General features: G+C 34.9%; 10 protein-coding genes and 1 tRNA gene. 9 read left to right on the top strand and 2 right to left on the bottom strand.

The features are described from left to right. Nucleotides 1-2: 2 nt before the first annotated feature. A complete protein-coding gene (locus ACP5P5_RS06315) occupies nucleotides 3-1,043 on the top strand; it encodes a DUF3089 domain-containing protein (RefSeq protein WP_428285261.1) in 1,041 nt (346 codons plus the stop codon). Between the two features lie 324 nt (nucleotides 1,044-1,367). Here ACP5P5_RS06315 and recQ read toward each other — a convergent pair whose 3' ends face one another. Next, nucleotides 1,368-3,668, bottom strand: a complete 2,301-nt coding sequence (gene recQ, locus ACP5P5_RS06320) for a DNA helicase RecQ (protein WP_428285262.1) — start codon at nucleotides 3,666-3,668, stop codon at nucleotides 1,368-1,370. A 178-nt stretch (nucleotides 3,669-3,846) separates the two neighbouring features. Here recQ and ACP5P5_RS06325 point away from each other — a divergent pair, with 178 nt between their 5' ends. The 8 genes from ACP5P5_RS06325 (at nucleotide 3,847) to ggpS (ending at nucleotide 14,066) form a co-directional block, all read left to right on the top strand. Beyond that, nucleotides 3,847-4,809: a KpsF/GutQ family sugar-phosphate isomerase gene (locus tag ACP5P5_RS06325; RefSeq protein WP_428285263.1), complete on the top strand. Its 963-nt coding sequence runs from the start codon at nucleotides 3,847-3,849 to the stop codon at nucleotides 4,807-4,809. A gap of 19 nt (nucleotides 4,810-4,828) precedes the next feature. Next, on the top strand, nucleotides 4,829-5,911 hold the full coding sequence (locus tag ACP5P5_RS06330; RefSeq protein ID WP_428285264.1) for a mannose-1-phosphate guanylyltransferase: 1,083 nt from the start codon (nucleotides 4,829-4,831) through the stop codon (nucleotides 5,909-5,911). A 169-nt stretch (nucleotides 5,912-6,080) separates the two neighbouring features. Then, the gene (locus tag ACP5P5_RS06335) at nucleotides 6,081-7,460 is read left to right on the top strand and encodes an HAD-IB family phosphatase (protein WP_428285265.1); all 1,380 of its coding nucleotides are present in this window, start codon (nucleotides 6,081-6,083) and stop codon (nucleotides 7,458-7,460) included. Nucleotides 7,461-7,517: 57 nt separating this feature from the next. Continuing rightward, on the top strand, nucleotides 7,518-8,243 hold the full coding sequence (locus ACP5P5_RS06340; RefSeq protein ID WP_428285266.1) for a sulfite exporter TauE/SafE family protein: 726 nt from the start codon (nucleotides 7,518-7,520) through the stop codon (nucleotides 8,241-8,243). Nucleotides 8,244-8,380: 137 nt separating this feature from the next. Further along, nucleotides 8,381-9,370, top strand: coding sequence for a glycosyltransferase (locus ACP5P5_RS06345; protein WP_428285267.1), 990 nt, complete (start codon nucleotides 8,381-8,383; stop codon nucleotides 9,368-9,370). Between the two features lie 14 nt (nucleotides 9,371-9,384). Further along, nucleotides 9,385-10,698 (top strand): gluconate:H+ symporter, encoded by a 1,314-nt coding sequence (locus ACP5P5_RS06350; protein ID WP_428285268.1) that lies wholly within the window; start codon nucleotides 9,385-9,387, stop codon nucleotides 10,696-10,698. A gap of 139 nt (nucleotides 10,699-10,837) precedes the next feature. After that, nucleotides 10,838-11,827: an NAD(P)H-dependent glycerol-3-phosphate dehydrogenase gene (locus ACP5P5_RS06355; RefSeq protein WP_428285269.1), complete on the top strand. Its 990-nt coding sequence runs from the start codon at nucleotides 10,838-10,840 to the stop codon at nucleotides 11,825-11,827. 13 nt (nucleotides 11,828-11,840) lie between these two features. Continuing rightward, nucleotides 11,841-14,066, top strand: a complete 2,226-nt coding sequence (gene ggpS / locus ACP5P5_RS06360; RefSeq protein WP_428285270.1) for a glucosylglycerol-phosphate synthase — start codon at nucleotides 11,841-11,843, stop codon at nucleotides 14,064-14,066. Nucleotides 14,067-14,227: 161 nt separating this feature from the next. Here ggpS and ACP5P5_RS06365 read toward each other — a convergent pair. Then, nucleotides 14,228-14,303, bottom strand: a tRNA-Phe gene (locus ACP5P5_RS06365). Nucleotides 14,304-14,384: the final 81 nt, after the last annotated feature.

Raw genomic sequence — 14,384 nt, forward strand, 5'->3', positions numbered from 1 at the left:
TTATGCGGTTTAGCATTTTAATATTCGCACTTTTTTTAATAGCCTGTAACCACAGCTATTATCGACTATCAAAAAATTATACTGTAAACAATAACATAAGCTCTACTGAAGTTCCGGATTATAGCAATTTAGATAATTGGGCTGCCATTCCATTAAAACACAACCCATCAGATAGTGTACCAAAGCCTTTAAGGAGTAATTATTTTGCGGATACTTTGGCCGATATATTTTTTATTCATCCGACAACCTACACAGACGAAGCCAAAGCATTTGGTTGGAATGCACCTGTTAATAATGCTTTGCTAAATGCTAAAACCGATTATAGTCCCATTTTATACCAGGCTAGCATTTTTAATGCTATTGGAAGAATTTACGCACCGCGCTACAGACAAGCACATTTAAGTGCTTACTTCCCCAAAACACAAGCTGATAGTTTACATGCTTTGGCTGCATTTAATCAGGCTTACAATGACATAAAAAATGCATTTGAATTTTATTTACAACATTACAATCATGGACGACCGATTATAATTGCTTCACACAGTCAGGGCTCAACCCATGCTATTCAATTAATAAAAGATTTTTTTGATGGCAAACCACTGCAACAACAATTGGTTGTGGCTTATGTTTTGGGTATGCCCGTCCCGGAACATAGTTTTCAAAACATCAACGCATGCAATTCTCCCCAACAAACCGGCTGTATTTGCAGTTGGCGAAGTTTTAAGGAGGGATATATACCTGCCTATGTAAAAAAAGAAAATTTTAATGCCATTGTAACAAACCCCCTTACTTGGAAAGCAAGTGAACCTGATACAAACAGATTAGCCAATAAGGGTGCCGTACTAAAAAATTTTAATGCAGTAATACCGCATGTAGTGAATGCAGTAATAGAAAAGAATGTGCTTTGGATGGAGAAGCCTCATTTCTTTGGCAGCTTTTTTTTACATACCAAAAATTACCACATTGCCGACTTTAATTTCTTTTATATGAATATTCGTGAAAATGTTGCAGAAAGAACTAAAGCATTTTTGGAAAAAAAATAGGCCCTGCTAAACAACAAGGCCATTTTTTGATACATACCCCCAATTGAAAAAAATGTATAAAGAGTTTTACTTTTTCTTGTAGACACAAGTTTTAAAAAAACTGTTGCTTATGGATAGAAAAAAGAATGTTAAGTTTAATAACAACTCTAAAAAAATGAAGTTGATGCAGTTGAAAAAACAAATTTTCATCCAAAAGTGTGACTTTTAACATTCCTTTTTGAATATTTATTAAATATTGCAATTTTTTAATGTAAAAATTAATCATAAAAAAAGCAGCTTTATGTAAGCTGCTTTCAAATCAATTTTTGAATGCGTTAGGGAATATTACATTCCATAAACATTTAAAAATTTAATGCGCATAATTTTAAGTTGTTCCCAGGTAAAATCAAACTCACTTAATTCTTGTTGTGCAATTTGTAAGGAAGCCGTTTCACAACCTTTAAAATAATTTAATATTTCTTCCTGGTCATCTTCATCTAACCACTCGTCAATGGCATAATCTAAGTTTAATTTAGTGCCGCTGGCAGCAATAGTTTCCATTTCTTCTAACAATTCATGTAATTGCAAATTTTTATTTTTTGCTATTGTTTCAAGTGGGATTTTTTTATCAACATTTTGAATAATATAAATTTTGTTGCTATTCTTATTGGCCACACTCTTCATCACAAAATCGTCGGGCTTAATAATATCATTATCCTCAACATATTTTGCAATGAGTTCAACAAAGGGTTTTCCAAATTTTAATGCTTTCCCTTTACTTACTCCCTGGCATTTTTCTAATTCCGTTAGGGTAGTTGGGTAAAGTGTAGCCATATCTAATAATGAATTTTCCAAGAAAATTACGAAAGGTGGTAATCCTTTCTTCTTGGCTTCTTTCTGCCTTAAATCCTTCAACATTTCAAACAAAACGCTATCGGTAGCTGCACCAGCCTGACCTGCTGATTCATTATCATCATCATCGTCTGTTCCTTCTTCAAATAAACGATTTAAAACAATTTTAAATGATCCAGGCTTTTTCAAAAACTGTAACCCTTTCTCTGTAAACTTCAGTAATCCGTATTCTTCAATGTCTTTTCGAATGACATTTTCCAATAAAGCTTGACGAATTAGGCTGTTCCAATAATGACTATCCTCTTCTTTACCAATACCAAATTCCGCTAAATTTTCATGGCGGAACATGGTAACCTGTGGCGTCAATTTTCCTATTAAAATATTAACAATATAATCTGCTGCAAATTGTTCATCTAAGGCTTTAATAACTTTTAATAATTTCACTAGGTTATTCTTAGCTTCAATTTTTTCTTTAGGATGTTTACAATTATCACAATTATTACAGTTTTCTTCCGGCCAATGTTCTCCAAAATAATGCAACAATAATTTACGGCGGCAAACGCTACTTTCGGCATAGGCCACTGTTTCATCAATTAATTGTGCGCCCACTTCACGTTCACTCAATGGCTTATCGCGCATTAAATGCTCTAATTTAGAAACATCTTTATGGGAATAATACAATAAACAAAGTCCCTCCATACCATCGCGTCCGGCACGCCCTGTTTCCTGATAGTAGTTTTCAATAGATTTGGGTATATTATAATGTATGACAAATCGAATATCGGGTTTATCAATACCCATTCCAAAAGCAATAGTTGCAACAATTACCTGTACATCTTCATTTAAGAATTTGTCTTGACGTTCTGCTCTCAACTTTTGGTCTAACCCTGCATGGTAGGCTACCGCTTTTATGTTATTGGCCACTAATAATTCTGCTAATTCTTCAGTTGTTTTTCGGTTTAGGGTATAAATAATTCCACTTTTCCCTTTGTGGCTGGTAATAAATTTTACAATGCTTTTAATGGTTTGCTCCTTACTAATTTTGGGTACCACTTCATAATATAGGTTGGAACGGTTGAATGATGACAGAAAAATATTGGGTTCACGCAAGCCCAAGTTTTTTACAATATCACTTTGCACTTTTGGGGTTGCAGTTGCAGTTAATGCAATAACAGGCACATTAGCATTAATAGCATCCATCATTTCGCGTAACCGCCTATATTCCGGTCTAAAATCATGCCCCCATTCCGAAATACAATGCGCTTCATCTACTGCAAAAAATGAAATTTGCAAATCGGAAAAGAAATCAATATGCTCTTGCTTAGTAAGCGTTTCGGGCGCTACGTACAACAATTTTGTCTTTCCGGCCAACAAATCTTCTTTAACCGCTTTTATTTGACCTTTATTTAGGGATGAGTTAAGGAAATGCGCCACATGATCCTTTTCACTGTAACCCCTTACTAAATCAACCTGATTTTTCATTAATGCAATTAGGGGCGATACTACTATGGCACATCCGGGTTGTATTAAAGCAGGTAATTGATAGCAAAGGCTTTTTCCACCACCGGTGGGCATAATGACAAAAGTATCTTTGCCACTTAACAAACTTTGTATGGCTTTAAGTTGGGTTCCTTTAAATTCCGAAAACCCAAAATGCTCTTGCAAAGCCTCTTGTAATTGGGATAAAGAGAAGATATTATTGCTTTCTGTTTTAGTGGTTGAAGCAGATGATTTGGATTTTACAGGTTTTTTGGCAGTTGCTGTAGCCTCATTTTTTTTCTTTGTCGTTGCCATGTATGGAAATAATTTATTCTATATTTTTAAATTTCTGCATCGATTAAATTACAACTTTTTTCTGAATAAGCAGGTTAAATTTTATTGGGAAAAAATTGTTTTGTAAAAAGGTGGGCGAAGTTAATAAAGCAGAAGGGGAAACGCAAGAGTTTGTTGTTAAAGTTTACCTTTGCGCTGCATGAACCATCAAATTACTGAAAAAGCAAAAGAAACCATAGCCATTGAAGCTGCCGCTATTCAGCAATTAACCGGCTTTGTTAATGAACAGTTTGCAGCTGCCATTCAGGCTATTTATAATGCCAAAGGAAGGCTGGTAGTTACCGGTATTGGAAAAAGTGCTATTGTAGGTCAAAAAATTGTTGCTACCCTTAACTCAACGGGTACCCCCGCCTTATTTATGCATGCTGCCGATGCCATTCATGGCGACTTAGGCATGGTGCAGCAAGATGATTTGGTTATGGTTATTAGTAAAAGTGGTGAAAGTCCTGAAATTAAAGTATTGGTGCCTTTTATTCAGCAACTAGGAAATCCAATTATTGCTTTGGTAGGTAATACCCAAAGTTTTTTAGCACAATCCGCACAATTTGTAATTGCCTGTACAGTTGAAAAGGAAGCCTGCCCTAATAATTTAGCACCTACAACCAGTACCACAGCGCAAATGGTAATGGGCGATGCATTGGCTATTGCCTTAATGACTTTAAATGGATTTGATGGAAAAGATTTTGCCAAATACCACCCCGGCGGCAATTTGGGCAAACGTCTTTACTTAAAAGTTGCCGATTTGTACGTGCATAACTCTATTCCTAAAGTAATGCCTAATGCTTCATTAAAAGAAGTAATTGTGGAAATTACACAGAATAGACTTGGCGTTACCGCAGTGGTTGAGAACAATAATAATTTATGCGGCATTATAACGGATGGCGATTTACGCAGACTGTTAAACAAAACTGATGTATTAACCAACATTACGGCAGCGGATATTTTTACCCCCAACCCCAAAACCATTGTACCACAAGCATTAGCCGTAGAAGCTTTGGAAGTATTAAAAAAATACGATATTAGCCAACTGGTAGTGGCCGAAAACAACCAATACCTTGGCATTATACATTTGCACGACTTAATTCGTGAAGGCATTATTTAACCACACAAACTTTTTGATAGTGAATAAAAATTACTATGTAGCTATTATGGCCGGCGGAATTGGCAGCCGCTTCTGGCCTAAAAGCAGAACTGCTTACCCGAAGCAATTTTTAGATATTTTAAATACCGGCAAAACTTTAATTCAATGGACATATGAACGTTTTGCCAATTTTATTCCGGCAGAAAATATTTTTGTTGTAACCTCTAACGAATACACTTCCATTGTAAAGGTGCAATTGCCACAATTAAATGAAGCCAATATATTAGCAGAACCCAGCAGGAAAAATACAGCCCCTTGTATTGCTTATATGGCTTTTAAGCTACAAAAAGAAAATCCTAATGCCGCTTTAATTGTTGCACCAAGCGACCATATGATTTTAGATAGTAATACTTTTCAACAAATAGCTTTAAAAGCACTAAAATTTGTATCGGATCATAAAGCATTATTAACCTTGGGTATCAAACCCACCTATCCCAATACTGGCTATGGGTATATTCAACATGAAGTACAGGAGTTTAAACCGGGCATTTATAAAGTAAAAACATTTACAGAAAAGCCTAATCTTGAATTGGCTAAAACCTTTTTAAGCAGTGGCGATTTTTTATGGAATGCCGGAATTTTTGTTTGGAAAGTGAGCGGTATTTTAGAAGCTTTTGAAAAATACCAACCCGAAATGTATGAATTGTTTGATGCAGAAAAACAACAATTTAATACACCAGAAGAAAATAATGCACTCAACCGCATTTATCCGCTTTGCACCAATATTTCAATAGATTTTGCCATTATGGAAAAAGCAGATAATGTGTATGTATTACCGGCAGCATTTGGTTGGAGTGATTTGGGCACATGGAACAGCGCTTATGAAAATTTAGACAAAGATTATTTAGGTAACGCTGTAGCTAGCGAAAATATTATTATAATTGATGCCACTAAATGCATGATTAGTGCAGAACAAGATAAACTAGTGGTTGTACAAGGCATTGATGATTGCATTATTGTTGACACCAATGATGTATTGCTAATTTGCAAAAAAGACAAAGAACAAGCCATTAAAGAATACGTTGCTGAAATCAAACGTAACAAAGGCGATAAATACTTGTAAAAAATTTTACCATCAACTTCATGCCTCTTTGATTTAACCTTATCAAAGGGGCTTTTCTTTTCAATTTTTTTGTTTTAATCAAATTAATTGATTTTTAATTCATAACTTACCCCACCATATCCACAAAGCCTGACTTATAGTTTTTTTATTCACCCTTAAAAGCTTTGTTATGGTAACTGTAATTATACCTACACTGAATGAAGCCGAAAATATAACTGCGGTTGTAAATTTTGCACAATCAGACAAATTAGTTTCAGAAGTAATTGTTGTTGATGACAAATCGACTGACAACACTGTTATATTAGCTCAAAAAGCAGGGGCAAAAGTAATTACCAGTACCAAATTGGGTAAAGGGGCCTCCATGAAAGATGGTGTCTTATGTGCAACCAACGATGTGATTTTGTTTTTAGATGGAGATATTGATCCATACCCACATTTCACTATTCCATTACTTACACAACCCATTTTGCAAAACGAAGTTGATTTTACTAAATCATCCTTTAACCGCAATGCAGGAAGAGTAACAGAATTAGTAGCCAAACCACTATTAAGTATTTTTTTCCCAGAATTAATGCGCTTTAGCCAGCCATTAAGTGGCATGATTGCCGGAAAAAAATCAGTATTCCAACAAATAGATTTTAGAGACGACTACGGAGTTGATATTGGCATATTAATAGATATGTATTTAATGAATGTTCGTATGAAAGAAGTGGAAATTGGTTACATTGAAAATAAAAGTAAACCCTGGCATGCCTTAGGAAGAATGAGTAAGGAAGTAGCACAAACTATTATTTTAAAAGCAGCCACCTCAAAAAATGCACATTATAATTTAGAAGAATTATCGGTAATGAATGAAATACGAATGCAAATGGAATTTGCTTTAACCGAAAACATTCCGGTAACTAATAAATTAGTTGTTTTTGACATGGATAATACACTTTTACGTGGCCGATTTATTGATACCTATGCATCAGTACATAACATGACTAAAGAATTAATGGATATACGTGCAACAGAAACGGACCCATTAATTGTAACCAAAAAAATGGCCACCTTATTAAAAGGAAAATCATTAGCCGATTTGTTGAAAATTGTAGATGCCATCCCAATTGTCAATGACGCGCAAAGCGTTATTCAAGAATTAAAAAAAAGAGGGTATTTAATTGGTATTGTTTCCAATAGTTTTGATTGTATTACCAATCATATTAAAAATAAATTAGGCATACACTTTTCCTTAGCCAATGAATTAGAATTTTCAAAAAGTATTTGCACCGGTGAAGTAAAAATTCCATCATTTTGGTTTAGTCGCAAAGAAAGTTTATGCCGACACACCACATGCAAAACCAATGCCATGTTGGGAATTTTGGAAAAACACCAAATTAAAAGAGAAAATACAATTGCTATTGGCGATAGTTTAAACGATATGTGCATGATTAAAGAAGCAGGTGTTGGTGTAGCCTTTTGTTCAAAAGATGAATTGGTAAACCATCATGCCGATATTATCATACAAGATTACAGTTTTGAAGAATTACTAAAGTTGGCAAAGTAGCTATATCTTACATGATATTCATGAAATAAACAAAGTACAATTTCATAAAATACTTAGTTGGAAAATTTATACTTATTTATTTTACTCGCCTTATTGGCAGAAATTGCCGGAACAGTAGGAGGTTTTGGTTCTTCACTATTTTTTGTACCTATTGCTTCATATTTTTTAGATTTTCATTCTGTACTAGGTATAACTGCTTTATTTCATGTTTCCAGCAACCTATCTAAAATTGCTTTCTTTAGAAAAGGGGTTAATGTTATGCTGATTATTTATTTGGGTATTCCGGCAGTACTATTTGTGTTGGCAGGTGCATGGCTAACGCAATTTATTGCTACCAAAATATTAGAAATTTTCTTATCAATATTTTTAATAGTCGTTAGCCTGGTTTTTTTATACTTCAACAATATTTTTGTTCGGCCAACCAAACTAAATGCCATAACCGGTGGTACACTATCAGGTTTTATTGCCGGATTAGTTGGAACCGGTGGTGCCATCAGAGCGCTTGTATTTAGTGCCTTTCAATTAAAAACAGAAGTCTTCATTGCCACATCTGCTGTTGTTGATTTAGCTATTGATGCATCAAGAAGTTTTGTTTATTGGCATAACGGCTTTGTACATGCGCACGATTTATATTTAATTCCCATATTATTATTGGTGAGCATTGCCGGTACCTTTATCGGAAAAAAAATTTTGCAGTACGTATCGGAATCATTATTTAAAAAAATAGTGCTTTTTTTAATATTACTCACCGGAGTTTTTACACTTTTCAAATTGCTGTATTAATACCATTGCAATATAAACTTTAGAATTTTATCAATAAACATTTTACATTCTTGCTATATCCTGTCCATTTATTTTTGTTCAATGCATTCATTACTGCATTTTATCTTTATTTTTAATTTTTTATACAACCCCTTTATATGCATGTAGTTATTGTTCATAACTCAAAAATTCCAGTGCTAAAATATGGTGGCATTGAAAGGGTTATTTGGTACCTTGGTAAAGTATTGACACAAAGGGGTCATAAAGTGAGTTTTCTTGTACCCAAAGATTCTTCATGCACCTTTGGCAATGTTATTATTTACGACCCACAGAAACAGTTTAATGAACAAATTCCATCTTCAGCAGATGTAGTTCATTTTAACATGTTACCAAGAGAAAAAATTGATAAGCCATACATCTTCACCATGCATGGCAACGTTAATGATAACACAGCACTTGACATAAACACTGTTTTTGTATCACAAAACCATGCAGCACGTTTTGGTTCTTCATCCTATGTATACAACGGCATGGATTGGGATGATTATGGCAAGCCGGATTTAAACAATGAAAGAAGTCGCTTTCATTTTCTAGGTGATGCATCCTGGCGCATCAAAAATGTAAAAGGCGCCATTCAATCAATATTACGCACACCCAACGAAGAATTAATGGTATTGGGAGGCAACCGTTTAAATTTCAGAATGGGCTTTCGTTATACACCCAGCAAACGCATTCATTTTTATGGTATGGTTGGCGGTGAAAAAAAATTAAGCTTACTAAACACTTCCAAAGGCCTGGTATTCCCCGTTCGTTGGCATGAACCTTTTGGTATTGCCATAACAGAAAGTTTATATTTTGGTTGTCCTGTTTTTGGTACACCTTACGGCTCATTGCCTGAAATTGTTCAGTCGGATGTTGGTTTTTTAAGTACACATGCCAATGAATTGGCCAACGCCATTGTTAATAGCACTGCATACAGTCGCAAAAGATGTTATGAATATGCTCGTGATGTATTTAATGCAGAAAAAATGACAGATGCTTACCTACTGAAATATGAAAAAGTAATGAATGGTGAAACGTTAAACGAAAAGCCACCACAACTACTAAAAATTCAAGAAGAAAAATTTTTACCTTGGTTTTCCTCATGAAATAACAAACATATATGTCGCTAATTATTGTTGCCATTGCCATATTGATCTTAATACTTCTTATAAGCTGGGCTAAAGTAAATGCGTTTTTGGCGTTTCTCATTGTTTGTTTGTTAGCTGGAGTAGCCTTACAATTACCGGCACAAACCATTATCAGCTCCATTGAAAAAGGCATGGGCGACATATTGGGTTCATTAGTTATCATTATTGCATTAGGTGCTATGTTAGGAAAACAAGTGGCAGCAAGTGGCGCAGCACAACAAATTGCGCAAACATTGGTTCAGACCTTTGGTAAAAAATATATTGCATGGGCCTTAACATTAACAGGTTTTGTAGTAGGCATTCCACTTTTTTACGGTGTGGGCTTTGTGTTAATGGTTCCTTTAATATTTTCTGTAACCTTTCGTTATCAGCTTCCGGCAGTTGCAACGGGTTTGCCGTTACTCGCTGCATTATCGGTAACGCATGGTTTTTTACCTCCGCACCCATCACCCTCTGCGCTTGTTGCTTTATTTCATGCCAACATGGGCATAACATTATTATTTGGTTTAATTATTGCTATTCCTGCTGTTATTATTGCGGGTCCTATATTCTCCCATACTTTGAAAAATATTAATGCCACACCATTAAAAGCATTTCAAATTGAACTAATTCCAACAGAAAAATTACCCGGTGTTTTCGTTAGTTTCTTTGTTCCTTTAATTCCTGTTATATTAATCGGCCTGTCTACCCTTATTCAAACATTTAGCAACAATACTCAATGGCTATATCAGCTTTCGGCATTTGTAGGCAACCCTTCAGTAGCATTATTAATTGCATTAATTACTGCAACTTTTTTACTAACAAGCCCTAATAGAGAAAGTATGAAGATGGTGATGAACAGATATAGTGATGCAGTAAAAGATGTTGTAATGATTTTATTAATTATTGGTGGAGCAGGTGCATTAAAAGAAATTTTAACGCAAAGTGGCGTAAGCAACCAAATTGCACATGCGTTAGAAGGAACTTCTATACATCCGTTAATATTAGGATGGCTCATTGCTGCATTAATAAGAGTATGTGTGGGTTCATCAACAGTAGCAGGATTAACCACTGCAGGCATTTTACTACCTTACATTAATGCCAACGGTGTAAATAGTAATTTGATGGTGCTTTCCATTGGTGCAGGAAGCTTATTTTTTTCGCATGTAAACGATCCCGGATTTTGGATGTTCAAAGAGTACTTCAATGTTAGTATCAAAAACACCTTTAAATCATGGTCAGTTATGGAAACAATAGTTTCTGTATTAGGTTTAATAGGTGTGCTTCTTATTCAATTGTTTGTTTAAATGGTCCATTTCAAAATGCCCGATAAGTGTGCTTGCTATCAGTTCAAATTTTAATTCTAATTTAATTCTAATTTTCACTTAAATGTAAATAGGCTAACTTTACAAAATCTTATAGAGCATTTTAATAATTTATTAAGTAATGCCAGAAAAAATTGCCGTAATTGGAAGCGGCAGTTGGGCAACAGCACTTGTTAAAATTTTTTCAGAAAGCGGAAACAAGGTATCATGGCTGGTTCGGAATAAAAAGCAAGCCGATTATATTGTTAACAATAAAAGAAATCCGCGTTACCTTAGTCAGGTCGAATTAGACCTCAATTTCATTCAACCCACCACACAACCGGCTGATGCTTTGTTGCAGGCCAACTGGGTTATTTTTGCTGTTCCCGCTGCTTATGTTCAAACCACTGTTCAACAGCTAAAAAACGAATGGCTGCAACAGGCACAAATAATTGTATCAATAAAAGGATTTATTCCGGGCACCGGAAAAATTCCCGGCCAATATATTACTGATACTTTACACTTAAGCAATGATTATATTGTATTAAGTGGTCCTTGCCATGCAGAAGAAATTGCTTTACACAAATACACATACGTTACTTTATCTGGCTATAATGAAAGTAACCTTACAAAATTACAAAAAAATATTCTATGTCCATACATCAAAACCATTTTGAACAATGATGCCGTGGGTGTAGAATATGTTGCAATTTTAAAAAATATTATTGCTATTGCTAATGGCATTGCCGATAGTTTACAATATGGCGATAATTTTAAAGCTGTACTTACCAGCAATGCCATGCGTGAGGTACAGCAAATAGTAAACAAACTAGCGCCACAGCAACGCAATTTTTTTGACTCTGTTTATTTCGGCGATTTATTAGCTACTGCCTATTCCGACTATAGCCGCAACAGAACACTGGGAAAATTAGTAGGAAGAGGCATTCAGGTACGTAAAGCTTTACAAATGATGGAGATGGTAACTGAGGGTTATTATGCCTCGAAAGAATTAAACAGCATTTTGCAATCGCCTCGCTTAAACATACCCGTTATTAATAGTGTATACAGAATTTTACACGCCCATGCTAACCCATACTATGAAATGAAATTATTAGAACAACAACTTCAATAAAATTAAATTAACCATGATTTTAGCAACTGATTTAGATGGGACTTTCTTAGGCGGAAAAAGTATTGATAAACAAAAATTATATCGCCTTATCCGAAAAAACAAAACCGTAAAACTTGTTTTTGTAACCGGAAGAGGTTTGGAAACTGTTATACCATTATTAAATGATCCCATTATTCCTAATCCTGATTTCATTATTTGTGATGTGGGTGCTACTATCGTAAATGGATATACGTTAGAACCAATTGAAGCTATTCAAAATTCTATTGAACAAATATGGCCGGGCGAATTAAAAATATTAGAAACTTTTAAAAACATACCCAACCTACAATATCAGGAAGTTCCGCAACAAAGACGTTGTTCGTTTTATTTAGACGATGAAAATTTATTAGAACAACTTTCAACATTAGCTGAACAACTAGGATGTAACGTGTTACACTCTGCAGGCAAATATTTAGATGTTTTGCCAAAAGGTATTAATAAAGGAAGTACACTTACCAAATTAATAAAGCACCTAAATGAAAATACTGACAATGTTTTAGTTGCAGGCGACACATTAAACGATTTATCTATGTACAAATGTGACTTTAAAGGTGTTGTTGTTGGAAATGCCGAAGTTGCACTTAAAAAAGAGGTTGCAAACAAACATCATATTTATATTGCCAAAAATGAAGGAGCCGGAGGCATTATTGAAGCCATTGAACATTTTGATAATCTAAAAGCAGAAATAGAAATATTAGATGAAATTTCCATTCATAAGGAAAGCAATAATGTTCCTCAATTATTGATGTTGTACCATCGCTTCCCTTATGAAACAATTGAAGTAAATGGTGAAAAACAAAATATACCACCGAAAAGCCCTAATGGTATTTTACCAACACTTCAAGGTTTTTTTGCAAATGGTCGATCTGGTGTGTGGATAGCATGGGAAGAGGTCAATAAAAACAATGCTCCTTTACGCAATATTTACATTGACAAAGAAAAATATCCCAACTTAATGGCTGCCAGAATTGGACTTACGAAAAAAGAAATTGAAATTTTTTACAAGCTATTTTCCAAAGAAGCGTTTTGGCCTACCATTTTTTCATTTATTGATAGAGCTAAATTCAATCATCATCATTGGGACCATTATGTAAACATCAACAAATTATTTGCTCAAAAAGCTGCTGAGCAGGCCGACTATAATGCTATTGTTTGGATTCACGATTATAACTTATGGTTAGTACCGGGCTTTTTGCGTGAATTAAGGCCCGATGTTACTATTGCCTTTTTCCACCATACAGCCTTCCCTTCTGCCAACTCGTTCAATATTTTACCATGGCGTGGCGAAATTATTGGTAGTTTATTGCAGTGTAATTACATTGGCTTTCACATTCCCCGCTATGTTGAAAATTTTGTGGATGTTGCCAAAAGCTTATTTCCAGTAAAGGAATTAGAAAAAGTAAATTGTGCTCCACGCTATTTAACTTATAGCTCTGCATTGGGTGTGCAACAAATGACTACGTTAATTGATACCGGTCAAAACAAAGTAAAATTAGGTGCCAACCCCGTGGGCATTAATGTGCAATATATTAAAACACTTATGCAGCAAGCAGAAACTCAAAAACAAATTGCTGACATAAAACAATTATTTGCAAATAAAAAAATGATAATAAGTGTTGAAAGATTGGATTATGTAAAAGGCCCATTGGAAAAGGTAATGGCGTATGAACAATTTTTAAATGATTATCCGGAATATCATGGCAAAGTTGAGCTGGTAAATATTTGCACGCCACCGGCGCAAGGAATGAAAATTTATGAAAAAACGCAGCACGATTTAGAGCAAGCTGTTGGCAGAATAAATGGGCGTTATGCAAATATGCATTGGGTACCTATTCGTTTGTTTTTCCGTTCGTTTCCTTTTGAAGAGATTATATCTTATTATGCAGCTGCTGATATTGCTTGGATAACGCCTTTACGTGATGGATTGAATTTGGTAGCCAAAGAATACATTGCAGTTCAGGGCGAAATGCCAAATGCAAGGGGAGTGCTTGTTTTAAGCGAATTTGCTGGAGCTGCTGTTGAACTGCCTTATGCCATTCATACCAATCCGTACGATGGGCTTTCTTTAAAAGAAGGTTTAGTGCAAGCCTTATCAATGAATGAAGAAGATGCAAAAATGCGCTTGCAACGATTGTATGAACAGGTAAGCTACTACGATATTGATTATTGGGCGAAAGATTTTTTACAGCAACTCAACTAAGTTTATACCGGAATGCCATTTTGTCACTCATTCTATCTTCAGCACAAATCAATGCAATACACAGTTGTATTTATTGAGGGAAAGCCTACACCAAAAATCAGGAATGAAATAGTTTTTATTGCATAAAAAAACGGATGTTATTTTATAACATCCGTTTTTAGTGGTGGTGTGGGGCGGGATCGAACCGCCGACACAAGGATTTTCAGTCCTTTGCTCTACCGACTGAGCTACCGCACCATCCTTTTCCATTCGGGGCAGCAAATATAGGGAAGTACAGTTATTTTCTGGCAAGTTTGGCTAAAAAATATTTTAAATTTT

The sequence above is a fragment of the Hydrotalea sp. genome (assembly GCF_049968455.1).
Taxonomy (GTDB): Bacteria; Bacteroidota; Bacteroidia; order Chitinophagales; family Chitinophagaceae; genus Hydrotalea.

Bases quoted from the DNA above. Each gene is read 5' to 3' on its own strand.
- ACP5P5_RS06315 (WP_428285261.1), top strand. From the start codon at position 3: ATGCGGTTTAGCATTTTAATATTCGCACTTTTTTTAATAGCCTGTAAC.
- recQ (WP_428285262.1), bottom strand. From the start codon at position 3,668: ATGGCAACGACAAAGAAAAAAAATGAGGCTACAGCAACTGCCAAAAAA.
- ACP5P5_RS06325 (WP_428285263.1), top strand. From the start codon at position 3,847: ATGAACCATCAAATTACTGAAAAAGCAAAAGAAACCATAGCCATTGAA.
- ACP5P5_RS06335 (WP_428285265.1), top strand. From the start codon at position 6,081: ATGGTAACTGTAATTATACCTACACTGAATGAAGCCGAAAATATAACT.
- ACP5P5_RS06345 (WP_428285267.1), top strand. From the start codon at position 8,381: ATGCATGTAGTTATTGTTCATAACTCAAAAATTCCAGTGCTAAAATAT.
- ACP5P5_RS06350 (WP_428285268.1), top strand. From the start codon at position 9,385: ATGTCGCTAATTATTGTTGCCATTGCCATATTGATCTTAATACTTCTT.
- ACP5P5_RS06355 (WP_428285269.1), top strand. From the start codon at position 10,838: ATGCCAGAAAAAATTGCCGTAATTGGAAGCGGCAGTTGGGCAACAGCA.
- ggpS (WP_428285270.1), top strand. From the start codon at position 11,841: ATGATTTTAGCAACTGATTTAGATGGGACTTTCTTAGGCGGAAAAAGT.